19 protein-coding genes are annotated in these 21,279 nt (G+C 37.3%); 4 read left to right on the top strand and 15 right to left on the bottom strand.

The window, feature by feature from the left end; genetic code table 11:
* Positions 1-11: 11 nt before the first annotated feature.
* The 4 genes from IQ247_RS07665 to IQ247_RS07650 all read right to left on the bottom strand — a co-directional run bounded on the left by IQ247_RS07665 (position 12) and on the right by IQ247_RS07650 (position 5,195).
* A complete protein-coding gene (locus IQ247_RS07665; protein WP_193918678.1) occupies positions 12-479 on the bottom strand; it encodes an SRPBCC family protein in 468 nt (155 codons plus the stop codon).
* Between the two features lie 44 nt (positions 480-523).
* Positions 524-1,963 carry a 9,9'-di-cis-zeta-carotene desaturase gene (gene zds / locus IQ247_RS07660; protein WP_193918677.1) on the bottom strand — a complete coding sequence of 480 codons (1,440 nt, stop codon included), beginning with the start codon at positions 1,961-1,963 and terminating at the stop codon, positions 524-526.
* A 170-nt stretch (positions 1,964-2,133) separates the two neighbouring features.
* A complete protein-coding gene (locus IQ247_RS07655) occupies positions 2,134-2,304 on the bottom strand; it encodes a ribbon-helix-helix domain-containing protein (RefSeq protein WP_193918675.1) in 171 nt (56 codons plus the stop codon).
* 1,259 nt (positions 2,305-3,563) lie between these two features.
* The gene (locus IQ247_RS07650; RefSeq protein ID WP_193918673.1) at positions 3,564-5,195 is read right to left on the bottom strand and encodes a DUF6930 domain-containing protein; all 1,632 of its coding nucleotides are present in this window, start codon (positions 5,193-5,195) and stop codon (positions 3,564-3,566) included.
* Between the two features lie 443 nt (positions 5,196-5,638).
* Between IQ247_RS07650 and IQ247_RS07645 the strand changes: the two genes are divergently transcribed.
* The 3 genes from IQ247_RS07645 to IQ247_RS07635 all read left to right on the top strand — a co-directional run bounded on the left by IQ247_RS07645 (position 5,639) and on the right by IQ247_RS07635 (position 7,094).
* Entirely contained in the window at positions 5,639-5,995 is a 357-nt protein-coding gene (locus tag IQ247_RS07645) for a HesB/IscA family protein (RefSeq protein WP_193918671.1), read from the top strand.
* A 90-nt stretch (positions 5,996-6,085) separates the two neighbouring features.
* Entirely contained in the window at positions 6,086-6,514 is a 429-nt protein-coding gene (locus IQ247_RS07640; protein WP_193918669.1) for a tetratricopeptide repeat protein, read from the top strand.
* Between the two features lie 328 nt (positions 6,515-6,842).
* Positions 6,843-7,094, top strand: a complete 252-nt coding sequence (locus tag IQ247_RS07635; RefSeq protein ID WP_193918667.1) for a DUF8620 family protein — start codon at positions 6,843-6,845, stop codon at positions 7,092-7,094.
* A gap of 300 nt (positions 7,095-7,394) precedes the next feature.
* Here IQ247_RS07635 and thyD read toward each other — a convergent pair whose 3' ends face one another.
* Positions 7,395-8,315: a thylakoid membrane protein ThyD gene (gene thyD / locus IQ247_RS07630; RefSeq protein ID WP_193918665.1), complete on the bottom strand. Its 921-nt coding sequence runs from the start codon at positions 8,313-8,315 to the stop codon at positions 7,395-7,397.
* A gap of 258 nt (positions 8,316-8,573) precedes the next feature.
* On the opposite strand from thyD, the gene IQ247_RS07625 reads away from it, so the two are divergent.
* Entirely contained in the window at positions 8,574-8,921 is a 348-nt protein-coding gene (locus IQ247_RS07625) for a hypothetical protein (RefSeq protein WP_193918663.1), read from the top strand.
* A 116-nt stretch (positions 8,922-9,037) separates the two neighbouring features.
* Here the strand turns inward: IQ247_RS07625 and IQ247_RS07620 are convergent, their stop codons facing one another.
* The 10 genes from IQ247_RS07620 to sufC all read right to left on the bottom strand — a co-directional run bounded on the left by IQ247_RS07620 (position 9,038) and on the right by sufC (position 21,111).
* The gene (locus IQ247_RS07620; protein ID WP_193918661.1) at positions 9,038-9,556 is read right to left on the bottom strand and encodes an FHA domain-containing protein; all 519 of its coding nucleotides are present in this window, start codon (positions 9,554-9,556) and stop codon (positions 9,038-9,040) included.
* Between the two features lie 328 nt (positions 9,557-9,884).
* The gene (locus IQ247_RS07615) at positions 9,885-12,284 is read right to left on the bottom strand and encodes a heavy metal translocating P-type ATPase (RefSeq protein WP_193918659.1); all 2,400 of its coding nucleotides are present in this window, start codon (positions 12,282-12,284) and stop codon (positions 9,885-9,887) included.
* 173 nt (positions 12,285-12,457) lie between these two features.
* Positions 12,458-12,643 carry a hypothetical protein gene (locus tag IQ247_RS07610; protein ID WP_193918657.1) on the bottom strand — a complete coding sequence of 62 codons (186 nt, stop codon included), beginning with the start codon at positions 12,641-12,643 and terminating at the stop codon, positions 12,458-12,460.
* Between the two features lie 368 nt (positions 12,644-13,011).
* Positions 13,012-13,287, bottom strand: coding sequence for a TM2 domain-containing protein (locus IQ247_RS07605; RefSeq protein ID WP_193918654.1), 276 nt, complete (start codon positions 13,285-13,287; stop codon positions 13,012-13,014).
* An 892-nt stretch (positions 13,288-14,179) separates the two neighbouring features.
* Positions 14,180-15,757, bottom strand: coding sequence for a CPBP family glutamic-type intramembrane protease (locus IQ247_RS07600; RefSeq protein WP_193918652.1), 1,578 nt, complete (start codon positions 15,755-15,757; stop codon positions 14,180-14,182).
* Positions 15,758-16,060: 303 nt separating this feature from the next.
* Positions 16,061-16,693: a Uma2 family endonuclease gene (locus IQ247_RS07595; RefSeq protein WP_193918650.1), complete on the bottom strand. Its 633-nt coding sequence runs from the start codon at positions 16,691-16,693 to the stop codon at positions 16,061-16,063.
* 225 nt (positions 16,694-16,918) lie between these two features.
* On the bottom strand, positions 16,919-17,263 hold the full coding sequence (locus tag IQ247_RS07590) for a hypothetical protein (RefSeq protein WP_193918647.1): 345 nt from the start codon (positions 17,261-17,263) through the stop codon (positions 16,919-16,921).
* A gap of 95 nt (positions 17,264-17,358) precedes the next feature.
* The gene (locus IQ247_RS07585; RefSeq protein WP_193918645.1) at positions 17,359-18,621 is read right to left on the bottom strand and encodes a cysteine desulfurase; all 1,263 of its coding nucleotides are present in this window, start codon (positions 18,619-18,621) and stop codon (positions 17,359-17,361) included.
* 355 nt (positions 18,622-18,976) lie between these two features.
* Positions 18,977-20,323, bottom strand: a complete 1,347-nt coding sequence (sufD, locus tag IQ247_RS07580; protein ID WP_193918643.1) for a Fe-S cluster assembly protein SufD — start codon at positions 20,321-20,323, stop codon at positions 18,977-18,979.
* Positions 20,323-21,111, bottom strand: coding sequence for a Fe-S cluster assembly ATPase SufC (sufC, locus tag IQ247_RS07575; RefSeq protein ID WP_193918641.1), 789 nt, complete (start codon positions 21,109-21,111; stop codon positions 20,323-20,325). Before sufC ends, sufD begins: the two co-directional genes overlap by 1 nt.
* Positions 21,112-21,279: the final 168 nt, after the last annotated feature.

The following is a 21,279-nucleotide window of genomic DNA, read 5'->3' as shown; positions in this document are numbered from 1 at the left end:
TTAGCTTAAAATTACAATCTATTACTCAAATATTCTTGAGAATTAACATAATTATGAGCGTATTCCTTAAACCTTTCTAAATTCTCTTGTAGGGTTGATTCTACGACTCGTCCTAAAAACAAGTTATCCATAATTTTTCCAATGATACCGGGTATTCCATAACCAACGGTCAGTTTGACAATACTACTATTTTGACGGTCGTAAAACCTCACTGCTCCTTGATTCGGTAAACCATCAACTGATTCCCATTGAATTATCTGATGGGGGACTAATTTGAGAATGCGCGATCGCCAAGTAAATTGAAATCCACCAGCATCTAATTTCCACAGGGATAATTCTGGATTATCTTCAAGAACTTTGACTGATTCAATCCATTTCATCCAGCGAGGCATCTGCTCTAAATCCGACCACATACCCCATACTACGTTTATAGGAGCGTCTACCTCTACTTGTACGGTATGCTCCAACCAGTTTTTCATTCTTTGTATTTGTCCTACTTTTTGGCTTTAGAGTGTTAAAGGCGCTATTTTTTGGCATTTTCCAAAACGACCTTCGCCGCACGCCTTCCTGAAATTGTCGCACCTTCCATACTATCGATATAATCTTGCTGAGTGTAACTACCCGCAAGGAAGAAATTTTCCAAGGGTGTTTTTTGGGAAGGACGATAAACATCCATTCCGGGTGCTTCCCGATATAGTGACTGAGCAAGCTTAACGACACTATACCAGGTCATGTTTAATTCTCGCGAAGAAGGAAATAACTCATGTACCTGGGCTAAAACGTGTTTAGCTATTTCTTCGTTACTTTTCTTGATAAAAGGGTCTCCTGGAGTCAGTACCAGTTGCATTAAAGAACCGCTACCTTGGCGATAATAATCAGCAGGGCTGGTTAAAGCCAAATCGGCAAAGCAAGAAAAATCGGCATCGGGGGTATACAGTAAATTATCTATACCCGCAGTTTGCTGCAATGAGGAGCGTTTCTCGGCATCCTGCATTTCTGTCACCCAACCATCAAAGCGTAACTGTACGGTTGCAACAGGTACCGCATCCAACTTGTAAATATTGTCAAACTCCAACCATTTACGCCATTGTGAAGGTAGTAAACGAGTAATTCCAGGTAAATCACAAGCTGCAATATAAGCATCAGCAGTTATGTCTTCTTGGGTATCACCGTTTGCAACTACTAATCCATCTACCCGCGTTTTACCTTCAACTTCGCTAAATTTAATTTCTCGCACTTGACGACGAGTATAAATTTTGGTTCCCCTCGCTTGTAAGTAATCCAAAATTGGCTTGTGCAGGTATTCTTGGGGAGAACCTTCAAGCATCCGTAGTTTTGAAGCTTCGGTTCTGGTTGCAAATAACTGGAATATTGTCAACATACAGCGGGCGGACATATTTTCACAATCGATGAAACCCAAAGCGTAAGCGATGGGGTTCCACATCCGTTCGATGCTTCCGTTGTTACCACCGTGACTACGAAACCAGTCTGCGAAGCTAATTTTATCTAAGTCGCGAATGGTTTTCATCGCACCATCAAAGTCAACTAGACCTCGCACAACTGGACTTGTCCCCAGGGCTAAAGAATTTTGGATCTTATCCTGTAACGATAGTTGAGAAGTAGTAAAGAAAGCTTTCAATCCATTGAAGGGCGCACCAGTCAGGAAGCGAAAATCTAAAGCACCAATTCGTCCTCCTCGATTTATAAACTGATGGGTATGTTCTTTTGAACGTAAGTTTTCAAATGCACCCACCTTCTTCATCAAATCAAATAACTGATAGTAGCACCCAAAAAATACGTGTAATCCCATTTCCACGTGATTACCATCGTTATCAATCCAACTACCGACTTTCCCACCAACAAATGGGCGAGACTCGAAAATCTGGATTTCACAACCGGCATCGGCTAAATCAACAGCGCATGATAAACCAGCTAGTCCCGCACCTACGATTGCAACTCGCATTCCGTTTTTAATAATTCAGTATCTTTACAGATTGTAACTGAATTGGTATCGGAATTTGCTATTACTTTACTCTCGACTTCAAAACCAGTCCGGGTGCAAAAAAAATTAACTAGTTATCGTCCTAGAGCAAATTTGCTAGATGAAGAAATTTTCTGGTTTTAGTTATCTCTTCACCCCGCAACATCTTTGTTTTCTTCCAAGACTGATAATCCTCGAATTAATTCTCGAATCACATCTGTCGCTGGTCTACCAGTTTGCTGGCAATATTTTTCCAGTTTTTCCGCTTCTTGTGCTGCCAGATTTACTGTAATACGTTTTACAGCCCATTTCTTATTGGTCATTTTGTGATGTTATCTGCTGTATATTGACATCATCGAGGTAATCAAAAAATAAATAATGAGAGCGACAATCGTATCAGAGTTGCCAAAAGTAAACAAGGATTAGTATTAATACAAAAAGTAAAGTTTAGTTTCCTCGTATCATTCATTAAGGCAGAGAGATATCGATATCATCATTTATGAATTAGTTTGGTGACGGTGGAGCATGGTACATTTTTTGCAGTTCTTAAAGTAAACTCAACAAAATTTACATATCAAGTAGGATAGAAATAGATTCTATAAATTTAGTTGAGAGTTTTACTGTTAAACTAATAACGATTTCCAGTTTTTTCTTGCTTCATAAGGTTTTAATTACATATCACAATTACTGTTACCAAATATTTCAACAGAACACATATGCCTTGATTGGGAATAGATGCGGTTCGGACATCAAAGCTACAGAATGGCAATCAAGTTTAACTGCTGCGGTGTAAGCTTATTGCAACAGTATATACAAATGGTCAATTGCAATTTTAAAGATTCAATAGTGCCGCGATTTACTGGCTTTTTATATGAGTTTGAATTATTCACTAAATACTTGGACATATAATAAATGAGATTTTCATCAAAATATTTTCTATAAAACAGTCAATATACCGATTACTAGATTGTATATCTATTTTTTTTTAAATCATTTTTTCTTTACTTAATCTTTATTAAAATAAAAAAGCTTTCACTAATTTTTAGCTTTATGAATTAATTACATTAATTATGTAAAATCTTGATATTTATCAAAAAGTATTAATATTTCAAAAATAGAGTTATTTATAGAAATTAAGTTTAATAAAAATTACTGGTTGAGATAGATACCATTCAATAATTGACAATTGACAATATAAAATTACCAGTTAATCATTAACAATGAATGTTTTAATTATCAATTATCCATTATTGAATCCTCTCTCAAAAAGGCGATTCGATTGACCCCAACACGGCAAAATATTGCTTTTTTTATCTTGAAAACGAGAGGTCTTAAACCTTTATTTATCAATTGTTGATTAATTGACATTTTGCACCATAGAAACCTATCGTTAAAATAATTACTAATTGTTTGACTTATTTCTTAGCCACCTGGAACTGTAAGTCCCAGTCTGATAGCAGAAGTCGATTAAAATGGACTAAAAATATTACATTTTTATGTTAGTAATATTTTGATTTTTATTTTTGATTATGTAGTTAATTATGCGGCTCTGTGCAAGATATCAGTTAATAAATATCCCGAATTATAATTGAGGCATTAATTTAAAAGTACCAATACCTAATTCTTTGGGTAATAAATAACGCGCTTCAAATAAAGCCATCATATCTGGTAGTTGAGGATTGCCGCGAGAAGCTCCGGTTAATCCCTTAGCAATAATCAAACCGCAATATCCTTGAGTATTTTTACAGCGCTGATTCCACTTTCGTCTGGCTTCTACATGAGATGGGTCATCATCTTCAAATTCACCGAAAAGAAACAGGTCTTTGTTTTGAGTTTGTAATAAACCAAGGTCATAATGTCTACCACTAAAAGGATCTGTACCAGGATTAAAGCAAATTGCCTTGAGTCCACCATGGTTTTCGATACATTCAATAACAGTTTTTGCCTTGGGACGGGATGTTTGAATTAAAATAACTGGTAAGCCATCACCAGCTTGTATAACTTCACCGACTTGATAATACTTAGAAGCATCCTGTAGATTTGTCAACATTTCCCACGAAATTACACCCAAGCTGAGAAAAGAATTTTGCGGGATTAAATCATCTCGTAGTGACCTTAAGCTTGGTGCGTTCGGTACTATAGTTTGCTCATCATCATCCTCGAAATTTGACATTTGTTCCAATTCATTTGTTAACTGTGTTTGAGTCGCAACAGTAACTGATATTGATTTAGTCAATTCGGCATTTTCTGGTAAAGAGATGCGATAGCGATGGCTCAACAACGGAAACAAACCATTACTTAAGCTGCTACGTTGGTCTCGAATAAAACGATACAAAGCTTCTAAAGCAACCAAGGCAACTTTGGCTTCTTCTTCATATAAAATAGACCGCACTCCTTCTAAAGGATGAATGTTACCAAAAGCGGGATTAATTTCCGATAAGGGAAAATCTGCTAAATCCATAAACATATCTTCCCTTTCATCAGTTTGTGAAGCGTGTTCAAATGTGAGAAACAAGCAATCTTGTTTGAGAAAAGCTTCTTCTAAATACTCTTGGGAAGAGTCTTCTTTTAAAACGGTGGCACGAAAATATTTCAGAGATTCTTCTGAACGATAAAGTAAAACTCCATACTCCATACCTAGCATTCCCATTACTGAAGCGTGGAGAGTGCCGATATCCCACTGATTAATTTCTATCGATACAATTTGCTGTTCTTCTAAAAATTCCCAAGGTGCTAATTTCCAAATTGCAAAAGCTTTATTTATGAGTAAGTCCGCATATTGTGGAGGTAAATCGGGGATTTGATGATCAATAACTTCTGAAAACCCGCGAAATAGTTCATCAATTAACGGTAATTCCGGTAAGCGGTCGATGACAATATCTATATCTTGCAATACCCCTCGTAAATAAAATTGAATTTCTCTGTCTTGGACTACAATTCGCTGAGGTCTGGCTGGTTTGGCTGGACTATGGGGACTTTCTATGGCTCGCATCAAAGTACGAACAATCGCTTCGGGACCTGCTTGATAATTTACAACGTCCATCCCCCGGACAATTCCCTCTTGAGCGTCAACCCAAATAATGCATTCGTTTGCTTGTGATGAATCTTCCCCCCTCATGGATGATGAAAATGGACGGCGATCGCCTTCCCATACAGAATGAGTTTGGGGTATTTTCTTCAAACGACGGATGGTAGAGCGACTAAAGCTTGTCATAGAGTAGGTTTATTTTTTTTAGCATTCCGTACAAATTTTATTTTTGAGGAGAAGGACGATTGGATTCTTATTTCTGATTATCCTTTTTCCTCTATTAAAAAGCTTGAACACCTTACCTTTATAAGTGGAACGGGAGCAAATAACTTTTTTATCAATGGAACGACGAGTTTTTCAATTTTAGGATAAAAATATTCGCTATGCTGCAATTAGATGGACTTATGCTGAATCTGGATTTCCCAACTAAAACCATGGAAATCAATCTATTGCGGTAGTTTTAAACTTTTTTTAATTAAAATTAAAACTTTCATTCACTCGATCAATATCGCTAAAATGAATACAACAACCAAAATGGGAACCAATAACCAACTATGGAACCTTCTATAATTCCCATAATTAGCTGCACCCGTGATAGTTAAACCATATTATTGGAGTCTAAACAAAAAATGACACAAGCAACTGAGTCTAAACAGCGGGGAATTCAACTGAGCCAAACCGCACTCCGACAAGTTAAATTATTACAAGAAAAACAAGGAAAAGACCTCTGCTTACGGGTAGGAGTACGTCAAGGTGGCTGTTCTGGAATGTCTTACACAATGGATTTTGAAGACCCCAGTAAAATTGGAGACCACGACGACATCTTTGATTACGATGGATTTAAAATTGTTTGCGATCGCAAGAGTTTATTATATCTTTATGGCTTGATGCTTGATTATAGCGATTCTTTGATTGGTGGAGGTTTCCAGTTTACTAATCCCAACGCTAACGCTACTTGTGGTTGTGGTAAATCATTTGGTGTTTAAAATCTATTTTCCCCAGTTCTTTGTCTTTTATGGGAAAAAGTTATTTAATGACAAAGGACTTCGGACAATAGCAGTGATAATTGTTTTACTATGACTCAAACAGTTGAATCCCTGTTTGATACAGGTTTAGAAAGTTATAAAGCTGGAACTGACCCAGCCGAGTTGATTGCCGTTTTTAAAGAAGTTTGCGATCGCGCACCTCAAAATAGTGCTGCGTGGACTTGTTTATCTTGGCTTTATATGCTGACAGATAAACCAAAGCTTGCTTATAAAGCGGCTCAAAAGGCTGTAAAGTTAAATCCCCAAGACCCCCAAGCAAGAGTTAATCTGGCTATAGCTATGCTGGAAACTGGTCAAAAAGGTTTACGAGACCATGTAGAGGTGGCTTCACAGCTAATTTTGGTTAACCAGGAATGGTACGATGAAATCAAAAGTAGTATTGAAGACGGTTTAACCAGAAAGCCTGGCTGGAAAAGTTTGGCGAAAATGAAAAACTGGCTATTCGAGCAATCGAATTAAAATCAAGATTAGCTTTGATCTGTGGTGTTTAATCCACAGATTTTTTCTAATTTTTTATTGATCAAAAATAGTCGCGGGGTGAGAAGTCGGGTTTTTATATGAAATATAGCAAATTTCAGTTGAGTCCAATACACTAAAACCTCACCCCTTCCCCTCTCCGATGCCTTGGAGAGGGGAGGCTTTGGGCGGGGTGAGGTAAATTTGTATTACACCCAAGTGAAAACCGCTGTATTTGTCACGCAACACAATTCTTCTCAAAACTCGACTTCTGATTGTAGATTGGGTGGAGAAAGTTTTCTTTTGCAATTCCTTATTTCCAATTAAACATATGAAAGATAAATTATTAAATTTACTTAACATCGTTTTAGTAGCTGATGTTTTTCTAGTTTTAATTAGCTTTGGTTGGTTCGCTGTAGCGGTAATCGGTAGAAGTACTGGAGTACCTCTTGGTTTGGATTTATGGTACAAGTTGTGGGAACCCCTGTTTACTCCAGCAATTGGTATTTTAATGGCTGGTGCGATTCTCAGCGGTATAATCAGTTGGATTTCTCGCAAATTAGCAATCGGAAGTGGGGAGTAATAGGGAGTTTTACTTATTTTTGTTTTATGGCAATGGTCATATTGGTTAGGACATTATATTTTGCTCCTAAAGCAACAGGGTACTCTTAACAGAGAAATGTCCTAACAATTGTGGCTACCGCTATAACTGAAGTTTTCTCTACTATATACTGCTCAAACTGGATTCTTATATTTGTAGTGGGAGCGTCTCGCTCTCTAGTGATGAATAGTAACTTTCCTGTAGCGTTAGCAAAATATATTCGCTTCCAAATTTTTAGGTATTTACAAGATTCCCTACCCCTACTCCCTACTCCCTACTCGCTTATTTGAGAATTTCTTCTAAAGCTGGCTTTAAGTCGGGATATTCGTATTTAAAACCGCTTTGCAAAGTGCGTTGAGGTAAAACTTTTTGACCTTCCAATACTACCACCGCACCATCACCTAACATGGCTTCGATTGCAAATTCTGGAACGGGTAACCAAGAAGGACGATTCATCACTTCCCCCATAGTTGTAGATAATTCTGCCATGCGGACGGGATGGGGAGCAGTGGCATTATATACACCAGACATTTCTGAGTCAGTCAAAGACTGTAGTATTAAATTTACTATGTCATCTATGTGAATCCACGAGAACCATTGCTCGCCGCTACCGATAGGGCCTCCCGCAAACAGTTTAAATGGGGTAATCATTTTACCAAGCGCACCACCCATTCCCAGTACAATACCAAATCTTAAAATTACCAGTCGCACGCCACTATCGGTAACTTTCTGGGCTTCTGCTTCCCAATCCTGACAAACTTGAGCGAGAAAATCGCTGCCGCTTGTACTATTTTCATCAAATGTGGCATTTTCACTGGTACCATAGTAACCTACAGCAGAGGCATTTACTAATACCTTTGGTTTAGTCGTACTATTCGCTATAGCTTCAACAATTTTTTGGGTAGTTAACTTACGACTGTTAAGAATCGACTGTTTGCGATCGCTCGTCCAACGTCCTTCGCTAATAGGTGAGCCTGCAAGATTTACTATACCTTCACAACTAGCTATTTGATTTTGCCAGGAACCAGATGTATTTGGTGTATAAGCGGCAATTTCGACATTGGGATAAGCACTAAAAGGGAAAAGTTTTTGAGCGCGGTTGGTATCGCGAGTTAAAACCAGTACTTTTATATCCTGATCAAGCAATCGTTCTACCAAACGACTGCCAACAAATCCTGTTGCTCCAGTAATTGCGACTTTCATATGTTTACCTGCACCAAAACACTATTTTACTCGGTTTGAGAACCTGTAACCCACAGGACTAAGAAAAATATTACGCCGGTCAAAACAAAAAAATCTTGTTGTTACAAATTCTACATCCTTTACCCTGACTGGAATATTCGTAATATTGCCCTTTTAATCAGTGTTTTATTCCTTAATCAATCTGTAATTGTTTAGCTTTTATAGGGCTAGGTATTATAGGATGGACGGAGTGTTATAAGTATAAGGCTTGGGGCTAGTATGGCTCGCTATACCTGTTCATATATTGTTTCTCTTCCCATAGACCATCTCCAACCGCTAGTTGTGGAACTTCTACAACAATGTAATTTGGATGTGCAGTACTATACATCCGATTATATTCTGGCACGGGAGATACCTGGTAGCGTTCCTTTTTCAAAATTTGTGACGATAGAAGTACTTATCGATAAAAGTACGGCTACTCAAACAGAAACCAAGATGAGTTTAGTTTTTAAAAATGAAGAATTACCACTCCAAGTTGAAAATCATTGCCGACAAGTGTTTGAATATATGAAACAAGTTATTGAAGATTCCCGTTACTGGAATTTAGTTGAGACTTTTGCTACTTGAGGATGTGTTGATTCACTATCGGTAAGCGCCAAAATTTTGGACAGTTGCTACAACGTCGGTCAACCTGATTGCAGCAGTGTCCTCAAATTTTGGCATCTATATCTCTGTATAAGTTTCTAATCCTCAGTATCTTCCGCATCTTCGGTCATACTGGGGTTTATTAACGTAATATCATATTCACTGGCATCCATTTGCCCAGTTTGAGTTGCATCCCGTTGAAGTAAATAATAGATAGCACGTACTTGGGGACCAAATACCACTTCATCTTCATTTTTTAGGTCGTGAGCGGGTACTTTGCTGCGTCCGTTAATCATCAAACCGTTAGAACTTGCCTTACCTTTGATGTCACCATCTACAATCCGGTAATAGTATCGCTTCTCATTATCATCTTCTCTTGGTAATTTCACTAAAGTTGCGTGACGACGGGAGACGAATTGCGATACTAAGTGAATATCGCAATCACGATCTCTACCAATAGAATAAAGGGGACTTTCTAAGGTAAATTCTTTACGTCCCTGGTCGTCTTCTATAATCAAGATATGAGTTTCATTCGATTGTACTGCCATAGATTTATCGTTGCTACAATCGGTTGAACTGTCAGCAATCAAGATTCGGTATTGTTTGTTTATTGCCATTATCGAACCATTACTTAGTGGTTAACAGCTGCTATCTATCTCCAATCTTGATTTTGATTGCAAAAGTAGAACGGTAATGTTTTACTCTGGAAGATTGATTCAGCTCGAAGAAACGTTTCAATTTCAGTTATCAGGTATCAGTTATCAGTTGAGAGCCAGCCTTAATATATGATTTAGATGCCTTTTAGCTTAACTGTTGACTGTTCACTGATTTAACCATTGATTAATGTGAGAAACGTCACACAATACTACTGACCTAGTTTAACCTGAGATGAGTCAAACAGATATTTTGTTCATAAAGAATATCTCTAAAGGAGGATTTTAGAAATTATAAAGCAAATCTTCTTAACAGAAGGGAGTTCGTAACTACACTAACGGAGCTAAAAGCCATTAAAGCCGCAGCACCTCCGGGATTAAGAATAAAGCCGAGGCTCGGTAACAATACACCAGCAGCCAAAGGAATTCCTAATATATTGTATGCAAATGCCCAGAATAAATTTTGACGAATTTTGTTGAAGGTAGCTCGACTAAGGGCGATCGCTTCGACAACATCTTGCAATTTATCTCGCATTAATACGATTTGGGCAGTTTCCATTGCGACATCGGTTCCGGAATGTAAGGAAATACCGACATCAGCTGTTGATAAAGCTGGTGCATCGTTGATTCCATCTCCAACCATTGCCACAAGGGATTGAGGATGAGAATTTTGCAGTGATTCAATGACTGCTGCTTTTTTTGCGGGAGGAATACCTGCGATAGTATCATTAGGGTCTAATCCTAATGCGAGGGCTGTAGCTAAGGCGGCTTCTTGAGTATCACCGCTGAGTAAGATGACTCGCAATCCCTGAGAACGAAGTTGCTCTACTGTCGAAAGGGCATCTGCTCTTAAGGTATCTTGAACGGCAATCAATCCAGCAATTTTACCCCCAGTTGCGACACCAATTACTGTTTTACCAGTTTTGGCTAAGGTTTGAATTTGCTTTTGGATGGTTTCGTTAATTTCAATCCCGTTCAAGTTCAGCCATTCCCAACTACCTAATAGTACAGTGCTGCCTTCGACTACAGCAGATACGCCAAATCCCGGTTCTGTATGAAAATCTGTCGCTGGGGGGATGGATAATTCTTGCTTTTTTGCTTTATCTAAAATTGCCTTTGCTAAAGGATGTTGGCTACCGCTTTCTACAGCGGAAGCTAACTTAATTATGCAATCAGCAGTACTTTGCTCGTCGATGGGAATGCAGTCGGTGACGGTAGGATTTCCAGTAGTTAGGGTACCAGTTTTATCAAAAACTATGGTCTTTAATTGATGAACCTTTTCTAAAACATCGCCACCTTTAATTAATAAACCTCGTTCCGCACCGATACCTGTTCCGACTAAAATTGCTGTAGGTGTAGCAAGTCCTAAAGCACAAGGACAAGCAACTACCATTACCGCGATCGCCAATTTTAAACTAATTAATATTGGGGAATAATGGATTGGGGTTGAGGTATGAATATAACTGTGGATTGAATGTGAGGGGGTAAGCACTGATGCGGCGATATCGTGCCAAATGTGAGTGCCGATAAAGTACCAAAATATAAATGTTAGTAATGCAGTACTTAAAACACCGTAGGTAAAGTAACCGGCTACAGTATCGGCTAATCTTTGTACGGGTGCTTTACGAATTTGTGCTGTTTCTACCAAACTAACGATTTGGGCTACGGTTGTATCGTCTCCGGTACGAGTTGTCTGAACAACAATGGTTCCCGACTGGTTGATGGTTCCCGCGCTTACTTTGTCTCCCACTGCTTTGGGGACTGGTGCTGATTCTCCGGTGAGCATGGATTGATCAATAGCTGTTTTCCCTTCGACTATTTCACCATCAACGGCAATTTTGTCTCCTGGAAGCACTTGTAACCATTCACCAATTCGGACTTGTTCTGCGGGAATTTCGATGATTTCCCTGGTTTGATGATTATTATCGCCATTGTCTTTGGCTATTAATCGAGCAACTGAGGGTTTGAGTGAAAGTAATTCTTGGAATGCAGCAGAAGCGCGATTTCTAGCTTGTTTTTCTAAAGTACGTCCCAAAAGAATAAACCCTAATATCATTACTGGTTCGTCGAAGAAACATTCCCAACCCAGTTGAGGAAATAGTAAGGCGACTACGCTGGCAATATATGCACTTAGAGTTCCTAATGCCACTAAAGTGTTCATATTGGGTGCATTGCGTCGCAAACCCAACCAACCATCGATTAAAATAGAACGACCTGGGATGAATATCGCTACTGTTGCTAATCCAAAGTGTAACCAGATATTATGTAGCGCTGGAATTTTTAAACCACCAAGATTACTCAAGTGTCCGATTCCGGAAAGCACCAACAGCAATACAGAAATTATCAACTGTCTCCGAGCAGATTGCATTTCTTGGCGCTTTTTTTCTTCAGCTGCTTTTAAAGCTTGAGCGCTATCTGTTTGTGTACGTGGTTTGCGGGGTTTACTGGGAAATCCAGCGGCTGTCAATTCCGAAGCTAATGCGTCGGCATCTATTGTCAATTCTTTTGAGTCTACCACCGCTACCCCAGTTGCTAAGTTCACAGAGGCATTGTTGACTCCTGGAAATTGAGTTAATTGCTTTTCTACTGCTCTTACACAACCAGCACATTTCATACCCTCGACATCAAGGGTAATTTTATTGTTGGTGTGGAGCGTAGTTTGGGCTTGATTTTTTTTCGGTGCAAGTTGCATGGAAAATGTTCGGATTCGCTATGAAAACAAGGATGCCGTCTTTTGGGACATCACATTATGATTGCCCCTACTTCGAGGGTAAGCGAAATCCGGACTTATGACCGAATGTCTTTGGGATGAATTTTTGTAAAATTAGTGAAAACTAAATAAAAATTGAATATTTTACCAATTATCTAACTAAATTCTTTGTGACGATGCCAACGCAGATAAGTGAAGTAAATCACAACACTTATTTGGAATGGAATTAAAGCTGCTTGGCTTTTAAGAAAGGGATTTATTGACAAACTAGACATTGCCAAAAAATAACCCATACCCAAGCAAGTAAGCATTACTAAGGTGAGATTTTTACGTTTAAACATCGGTAGCGAGCAGGGTAGAAATATTATGTTGTCTATTTAGATATATTGAAGAAATAATCTAAAAGATAATTTTTCAATTGTCAGGAATCATATTCTCATTTTAACGACAAAATTTGGATATCTACATCTATACGCATCCAAATTATTAATTTGTCATAATAACTTATGAGACTTCTGAGAATTTCCCGACAAATTAGAAAAAATAGCTGTATTTTTGATTTTTCAATTATCTAATTTATAGCTATTTAATAGAACACAACTAGATGTGTAATTTAGTTGTAAGTTTCCAGAAATATTGCAGCTAATACAAAGTAAACATCAGAAATATTGATTATAAATAAAGATATGAGGACAACTTTGTCGTTTTTCTAAAACCAGCCTTGCTTGTTCATGAAATAGGTACCAACGAAATCATCGTGAGATTTATTCAGATAAATCATTCCTTCAATTAAACCTACAAGCTGCATAATTAAAAAAGTCAACCCGTAGGTAAAATAACCGCCAATTACGGAAATAATTATCGTAATTAAGCCTTCGGGAGCGTATCCCAAAACAAATTTATGAATCCCAAAACCGCCAAAAATAATTCCGCAGTAACCAGCGATTAATTGCTTGGTAGCGTGAGAGGGAGTGAGTTTTGCCATATCGCTTCTCCTTAAGAATAAAAATATAAAATTGCAGCCACTGATTTATACTGATAGTATCGATCTATAACCGATTACTATAGCAATCCGAATTGAGATGTGAGAAAGTACTTAGATTCAAAGTTGGGAATAGAAGTAAAATTTGACTCATACCTGGCGACTGGAAGTCGCAGCTACACAAACAAAACCCGCCTGCGCGGGTTATTTAATTAAGTCCACGCAGGTGGACTTCGTTTGTGTAGTAGCGGTTTTAACCGCCAGATTATATATAAATTTCTTACAAATCATTTAGGATTGCTATATCATCAAGTTTGGAATAAGTGAATAATGGTTTAACACAAGCAAGCTCTAACTATGTTTTAACTTGCTTGTATTCAAGATATTCTTATTTGTATATTTTTTTACAGCTTTTATCTTGCTGGTTTCTGCCATTTTGCGGCAGATTTTTACGAAAAAACAATGAATTGCAATATTTGCCACCCATTAGCAATGTCATATTCAGTTTTACAAGTCCTTCTTAAAACATTCCGGACTTTTCCAAACCCTAAAACTAGCCTGAGACCTGATTACATCTACAAGTAGATTTCTATCGGAACAACTCAATATATCCTGCTTTTTCGTTCTGATATTCTATTGATTTATAAATGTAGAATATGCCAATTAAAAATAATCCACATCTCCACAAGGACTGAAATTAATCAATAAAAACTAATATGCTTACTTAGATACTCAGTTATATCTCTAACATAATCTTTTAGATTGCTATTGTGTTGAGCATTTATGCTCGCAATCAAAAATTTCTCTAGATTCCCTATAGTGAATATCAATCGCAAATTTGTTACACATAATTAATGCAGTTTTTTTTTATCTTGACAACTGTATCTAATAAGTGTCAATTAGTACTATTACCCAGAAGAAATAAACTCAGTAGAGTGCCACTATTCCAAAGACTGTGGAGAAGCATGGGAGCAAGAAGATTTCGCGATCGCGAATAGACTACCCCAAGGACGATTCCCAATGCTGTAAGTGGTAAAATTTCGGATAAGCTCAGGTGAGCAGCAGCAAACAAGAAACTAGAAAGAAGTATTGATCCCCATACTGGTAAGTAGCGAGTTAGGGAGGGGAGCAAAAATCCGCGAAATAAAAATTCTTCAAATAAGGGTGCAGCAATGGCAGCTGTCGAGAAAAATAGCAATAATGCCAGATTATCTTGACTTTCTAAAACTATTTGTAGTAGGGGGTTACTACCACCTTGACCTTGCCAAAGTTGTTGATTAACTAAAGAAATGATTACAACTATGGGAGTTGCTGCACAATAACCACCGATTCCCCATAGCAACCACCCATCCCATAAACGAAAGCTAAACCAATCTTCGGCAAGGGGTAAATATTGTTTGATTGATAAATACAATACTAATAGGGAACCACTCGCAACGAGTGTATAGCTAAGCAACACGTATAAAGCTTGGAGTCGCACGTTACCGACGGGATGAGGTATGGGAAGAAGTTGTAAGGCTAAGGGTACGACTAGTTGCCCCATTAAGAAAAAGCCGACTACAAAAACCTGTAAAATGGTTTGACCATCCCAAGGAGTTGTCCATTTTTCCTCGGCATTTCTAGCTAATAATGCAGCTTTTCCTTTGATTATCCATTGTGCGAAAGTGAAAATCAGCAGCCCTAAACCGATGAATCCTCCTAATAGGGGAAGGGTTGCGATCGCAGTTAATTTTAGTAAGGCTTTTTCTGCGGCTTGTTGTTCTAAAAATTTAAGATTATTTAAAGATTTATCGTCTTGCTGAATTTGATATGTTTTTTCTAAGGCAGTATAGCTAAACCAACCTTGAAAATTATCTTTAATTAATAATTCAGCATCTTCTAAAACACGGGGGGAATCCTCCCACAATGCAATTAATACCTGACTCGTTTCACGAAATTGGGGATTGAGGCTGGGATTTTTTTGTACTTGCTGCCAAGTTTTGATAGCTGTATCGCTGTTACCTTGACTTGCTTGGATAATTCCAATTTGTAAATCTAACTCAGCGAGGGTTTTTTGCAGTTGATTAATAGTTTGCTGTAATTGTTTCTGCTGTACTACTGGGGAAAGATTGGTTACGGGAGGAGCGGATGATTCAGGCTTTGGTGTAGCAAGGCTTTCGGTAGATGTTTCACTCAATTGTGATAATTGATTTTGAGCTTTTTGTATATTAGTTTCAACTGAGGTACGTGCTTGTTGATATTGCTTTAAGGCAGCATCAAGAGGTTTTGCACCTAATATCGCTGTTTTTGCGCTTTGTAAATTTTCTTGATTATCAGAGGGTTGCCATTCAGTTGCTAGTAGTACAATATTGGTTTGATATAATTCCAACTTACTTTGAAATTGAGGTTGGTTCCAACTACCGATTAAAGAGGAACCGGAAAACAAAATCGCTACTAATGTCAATAAAAATAAAATTATCCGCTTAAGTGTCATTTATCTGGGTGAATTAACAAGCTTTCTGTGGAAATTATCGCAATAAAACGCCACTACGAACATCTTTCTCAAGAAAAGCATAGGATAATTTAATTTTTGGATGAGGTTGGGGAAAGTACCGGGATAAATATCACCATTAGAAGTCGGGTTTTTCAGTCATCATCAAAACCCGACTTCTCATGCCACGAACCTTACTATAGCTTTAAACAAGCCCACTATGGGCAGTCTGTCCAGTTATTTTTACTACTGCCGACTGCCGACTGCCTTTTTGGGTAATTAAAATACAAAATATAAATTTATTAATTATCCGATGTTTTTTTGAACCCAATCCCGAAATGATTTAAGCAAAGCAATTTCTCCCATGATTTTACTTTGTTCGATGAATATACTCATATCTTTTACCGACACTAAAGGAAAAGCAATACTAAATTCACATTCCACATATTCATCTTCTATTAACTGATAGAATTTTAAATTCTTACCGTCATATCTCCACAATTCATTTACTCCTAAGCCAGAGTAAATATCCAATTTATCGACGCAACTACTGGTAATATCAATTTCAATTGCTAAATCAGGTGCTGGATAATTTGTTAAGTCGAGTGTTTCTCTTCCTCTGACGGCTAATTCATTTTGAATATAATAACAGTTATCTGGTTCGATGCCTTTTCTCACAATTTTTCTTTTTAAAGTTGTCGAACCAGCGCTTTTGATTTCTATATTCATTTCTTCAGCGAGAATAAATATAAAACGGTCAAAATTTATCTTCGGATTCTCGTGTTCAAAAAGCGGAGTCATAATTTCTAAGGTACTACCGTCATAAGCAAATTGAGAAGCTCTATCTTCACCAGTTTCTTTTAGCAAGGTTTCAAATGTTTCCCAGCTAATGTTATGCAGTACGGTTCGCTGTTCTGCTAGGGTATTAGTTACAACCATTTTTTTTATTTCCAAAGTTGATTTTTCAGAAATATGACACAAGATTCCAAATATTTTACTTACATTATTAATATAATATTCATTAAGGTTAATCTATACAATTTTTTCAATAATTTTTAAGAATTTCCAGTTAGTTCCGGTATTAAATAAATAATGCCAATTACCAAGATTAATCACCTTTGATAATTGACACAAATCGTCGAGCAAAAATATTTTTGGAGCTATTTATCTACCGATACCAATACCCGCATCCATCATCAAGGTTTCTTTAGCTATTGAGTCTTTGATAATCTCGTGTAATTCCGGATGTTTCGCTTGTAATTCTTCTAAACTAATGTTTTCTGCCACAACTTTGTCATCTTGATTATAGATAGAATAAGTTTTATCTGTGTTAATGGCAATTCGCCCATTTCTGGTTTGAATGTAACCAAAATCTGGAGATACGGTAACATTTTCCGGATTATTTTGCTGGACAATTAATTGAGATTTTCCCAACACTTTCTGATGATAAATGATGGGAATTAAGCCTATGGATAAGGTTAACAACCCCAAGGAAATAACGTTTTTCATATTTGACCTCTCAATTTACAAGCTATAGTTGCTTAAATATCAAATATTACTGGCCTATTAATTGTACAAGTTATTAGCAATTACTTACCATCAATTTAACCAATAATACTGCTAAAGAAATCCAAAGTTTCTTTGAAAGCTGTAATAAAAGTATCGATTTCTTCACGAGTATTGTAAAAAGATAAACTAACTCTTGCTGTACCCGGAGCGTTTAAAATACGATGCAGTGGTTGGGTACAATGGTGTCCAGAACGAATCGCTACACCTTCGTTATCTAATAAGGTTGATAAGTCGTTGGGATGAACTTCCGAGACAGTAAATGAAGCTAGTGCAGCCCTTCCATAACCTTTTTCATCGGGTTTGGGACCATAAATTCTTAACTCTGGGATTTCCCTTAATCGTTGAAATAAGTAACCAGTCAATTCCGATTCATAAGCATAGATTTTATCCATGCCAATATTATTAAGATAATCCACTGCTGCACCCAAAGCTATCGCTTCACCAATTGCGGGAGTACCAGCTTCAAATTTATGTGGTAATTCTGCGTAGGTGGAATGGTCTAAAAATACATCGGCAATCATTTCTCCACCACCCATAAATGGCGGCATTGCTTGCAAGGTTTCTAATTTTCCATACAAGAAGCCAATACCTGTAGGAGCGCACATTTTATGTCCGGAAGCTACTAACCAATCGCAGTCAATTTGTTGTACGTCAACGGGCATATGAGGTACACTCTGGCAAGCATCAATTAATACTTTTGCCTTGTTTTCATGAGCTAATTTACAAATTTCTGCTACCGGATTTATACAACCCAAGGTGTTAGAAACGTGAACTATTGATACCAATTTTGTTTTATCGGAAAGCAGTTTTTTAAACTGTTCTAAATCAAAAGTTTCTTCTGGTGTCAATTCGACGTATTTCAATACTGCACCAGTTTTCTGAGCGACTAATTGCCAAGGTATGATGTTGCTATGGTGTTCCATTACCGAAAGAATTATTTCATCCTCCGGTTGTAAGTTATTCATTCCCCAACTGTAAGCAACCAAGTTTATCGCTTCGGTAGCACCACGGGTAAAAACGATTTCTTCGCGAGATTTTACGTTGATGAATTGAGCAACTTTATCTCGTGCTGCTTCGTATGCATCGGTAGCTTTAGCGCTGAGGTGATGTGCGCCACGATGTACGTTAGAATTGTATTTTTCGTAGTAGTCACGAATAGTATCAAGTACGAATAAAGGTTTTTGAGATGTTGCAGCGTTATCTAAGTAAATTAAAGGTTTACCGTTAACTTCTTGGTGTAATATTGGGAAGTCTCGACGAACCCGATCAGCAAGAGTTTTTTCCTGGGTGAAAGCCATACTATTTTGGATTTTGGGTTTTGGATTTATAGTTTTGGATTAAAGATTGAATGTTAGTTGCTAAATAAATATTAGTTCTATGATTCTCAAAGATTACTGATTTCAAACAACCGCAAACAATAGAGAGAGAAGAAACAAGTCATATTACATTCATGAAAGGATTTTGGATGTTGGATTTATAGTTTTGGATTAAAGATTGAATGTTAGTTGCTAAATAAATATTACTTCATTACTTCTATCATTCATTCTCAAAGATTACTGATTTCAAACAACCGCAAACAATAGAGAGAGAAAAAACAAGTACTATTAGAGTAGTAACTATTATTTATTTAATCTAAAATCCAAAATTTAAAATCTAAAATCGATTGGCTGTTTGAGTTAAATTTTGACGCAGGGAAGGAACAGGTATTTGGTTAATTATTTCGGCTGCAAAAGCGTTAATTAATAGGTGACGAGCGTTATTTTCATTAATTCCCCGACTTTGTAAATAGAAAATTTCATCATCTTCTAACTGACTTACTGTAGCTCCATGAGCGCATTTGACATTATCGGCGGTAATTTCTAATTGTGGTTTGGTGTCTACTCGTGCTTGAGGAGATAGTAGCAAGTTACGATTTAATTGGGATGCGTCTGTTAATTGTGCGGGTTTGGGAACGAATATTTTACCATTGAATATCCCATAAGCTTTACCCCCTATGATGTTTTTCTGTAACTGTTTGCTGTTACTGTAAGGATGATTCAGAGCAAGTGCGCTATGAGTATCTGACAATTGATTACCAGAAATTATTGTCAAACCGTTAAGAGTTGTTTCGGTTTGTTCGCCAGTTTGTAATATTTCTAAGTTATGTCGCGATAGCTTTCCACCTAAAGTTATTGCATTACAGGTATAGCGACTGTTACGAGCTTGAGTAACAGCTGTTTTCCCAATGTGAAAAGCTTCTACACTATCGTTTTCAATTCTGGTATGATTTACTCCTGCGTTTTCATCTACCCAAATCTCTGTAACGACGTTATTTAGATAAACTTGTTTATCTTCTTCCCCGGTACTTCCATTAATAAATTCTTCGACAAAGGTTACTTCAGAACCACTTTTAGCTACTACCAAACAACGTGGTTGAGAAATTATTTGATTTCCAGTGGTAATAAATACTAAATGTATCGGTGTTTCTACTACTACATTACGAGATAGCCAAATCACGGCTACATCCTTGATTCCAGCTGTATTCAAAGCCGTAAATACTTCTTTAGCACCTTCAGATTGTGCTAAATATTGCTTAACTAATTCACCATCCAAATTAGGTAAACCAGATAAATTGCTGACTACAACTCCATCTGGTAAATTGGCGATCGCGGATAATTCTTTGACAAATACACCGTTGACAAATACCAAACGAGTATCACTAATTGCTGTAAAATCAGCAAAATCTGGGGATACAGAATTATTCGTCTCTAGATTAAAATCTAATTGACGTAATGCGGATAAATCGGTAAATCGCCATTCTTCATCTTTCTTTGTTGGTAATGTTGAATGACGCACCCAATTAGCAGCATTATCTTTTAATTCTTGCAGCCATCCTTCAGTTTTAATCACGCTAACTTTATCTAACAATCCATTCAAATAAACATCTTTATTTAAATGTCCATTGGATAAGTTTGTTTGTGTAGAGTTGGGAATCGAACTAGGAGAAACTTGTATATTCATTACACACCCACCTCAACACCAGCTTCTTCTAAAATCGAATCATAGCCTTCAGCTTCTAACTCTAAAGCTAACTCTTTCCCACCAGATTTGATCATCTGCCCTTTTGCCATGACATGAACGTAATCTGGGACAATATAATTAAGCAACCGTTGATAATGGGTAATCATGATGGTGGCATTTTGCTGAGTAGTCAACTGATTTACGCCATTGGCAACGATTTTAAGCGCGTCAATATCTAACCCAGAATCGGTTTCATCCAAAATTGCTAAATCCGGTTGTAAAAGTGCCATTTGGAGAATTTCATTGCGCTTTTTCTCACCACCGGAAAATCCTTCATTCAAACTACGGCTGAGAAAAGCAGAATCCATTTTCACCACTTCCAACTTTTCTTCTACCACATCATCGAAATCAAAAGCGTCTATATCTTCTAAACCCTGGGCTTTACGTCGAGAATTGTAAGCGACTCTTAAAAAATCTAAATTACTCACACCAGGTATTTCTAAAGGATATTGAAATGCTAAAAATATACCATTTCTTGCACGTTCTTCGGGTTCCATTTCCAAAAGATTTTGTCCTTGAAAAATCACTTCACCACCAGTCACTTCATAACTAGGATGTCCCGCTAAAACTTTAGAAAATGTACTTTTTCCAGAACCATTTGGTCCCATAATCGCATGAATTTCACCAGCACGCACCTCCAGATTTACACCTTTAAGAATCTGAATTCCATCAATATTAGCCGTCAAATCTTTTACTGACAGCACAACTTTACTATTTTCAACAATCATTTTTCTACTCTATATTTCTTCAGGTATGTAGTAGCGCTTTAAATAATTTTGGATTTTGGATTTTAGATTGATGTACGCAACTCTTGAATGAGCTTCTAAGCTGATTTAATCTAAGAGGATTTTAAAAATCCCGCAGAATCACAAAGAAATTCCCAACTTCAATCCAAA

Origin of the sequence: Plectonema cf. radiosum LEGE 06105, assembly GCF_015207665.1 — a bacterium.
GTDB lineage: Bacteria > Cyanobacteriota > Cyanobacteriia > Cyanobacteriales > Nostocaceae > Rivularia > Rivularia radiosa_A.
The sequence above is the reverse complement of the archived record's forward strand: the minus strand, read 5'-3'. Positions and strand labels throughout refer to the sequence as shown.

Coding starts and splice junctions, on each gene's coding strand:
- IQ247_RS07665 (WP_193918678.1), bottom strand. CDS start 479: ATGAAAAACTGGTTGGAGCATACCGTACAAGTAGAGGTAGACGCTCCT.
- zds (WP_193918677.1), bottom strand. CDS start 1,963: ATGCGAGTTGCAATCGTAGGTGCGGGACTAGCTGGTTTATCATGCGCT.
- IQ247_RS07655 (WP_193918675.1), bottom strand. CDS start 2,304: ATGACCAATAAGAAATGGGCTGTAAAACGTATTACAGTAAATCTGGCA.
- IQ247_RS07650 (WP_193918673.1), bottom strand. CDS start 5,195: ATGACAAGCTTTAGTCGCTCTACCATCCGTCGTTTGAAGAAAATACCC.
- IQ247_RS07645 (WP_193918671.1), top strand. CDS start 5,639: ATGACACAAGCAACTGAGTCTAAACAGCGGGGAATTCAACTGAGCCAA.
- IQ247_RS07640 (WP_193918669.1), top strand. CDS start 6,086: ATGACTCAAACAGTTGAATCCCTGTTTGATACAGGTTTAGAAAGTTAT.
- IQ247_RS07635 (WP_193918667.1), top strand. CDS start 6,843: ATGAAAGATAAATTATTAAATTTACTTAACATCGTTTTAGTAGCTGAT.
- thyD (WP_193918665.1), bottom strand. CDS start 8,315: ATGAAAGTCGCAATTACTGGAGCAACAGGATTTGTTGGCAGTCGTTTG.
- IQ247_RS07625 (WP_193918663.1), top strand. CDS start 8,574: ATGGCTCGCTATACCTGTTCATATATTGTTTCTCTTCCCATAGACCAT.
- IQ247_RS07620 (WP_193918661.1), bottom strand. CDS start 9,556: ATGGCAATAAACAAACAATACCGAATCTTGATTGCTGACAGTTCAACC.
- IQ247_RS07615 (WP_193918659.1), bottom strand. CDS start 12,284: ATGCAACTTGCACCGAAAAAAAATCAAGCCCAAACTACGCTCCACACC.
- IQ247_RS07610 (WP_193918657.1), bottom strand. CDS start 12,643: ATGTTTAAACGTAAAAATCTCACCTTAGTAATGCTTACTTGCTTGGGT.
- IQ247_RS07605 (WP_193918654.1), bottom strand. CDS start 13,287: ATGGCAAAACTCACTCCCTCTCACGCTACCAAGCAATTAATCGCTGGT.
- IQ247_RS07600 (WP_193918652.1), bottom strand. CDS start 15,757: ATGACACTTAAGCGGATAATTTTATTTTTATTGACATTAGTAGCGATT.
- IQ247_RS07595 (WP_193918650.1), bottom strand. CDS start 16,693: ATGGTTGTAACTAATACCCTAGCAGAACAGCGAACCGTACTGCATAAC.
- IQ247_RS07590 (WP_193918647.1), bottom strand. CDS start 17,263: ATGAAAAACGTTATTTCCTTGGGGTTGTTAACCTTATCCATAGGCTTA.
- IQ247_RS07585 (WP_193918645.1), bottom strand. CDS start 18,621: ATGGCTTTCACCCAGGAAAAAACTCTTGCTGATCGGGTTCGTCGAGAC.
- sufD (WP_193918643.1), bottom strand. CDS start 20,323: ATGAATATACAAGTTTCTCCTAGTTCGATTCCCAACTCTACACAAACA.
- sufC (WP_193918641.1), bottom strand. CDS start 21,111: ATGATTGTTGAAAATAGTAAAGTTGTGCTGTCAGTAAAAGATTTGACG.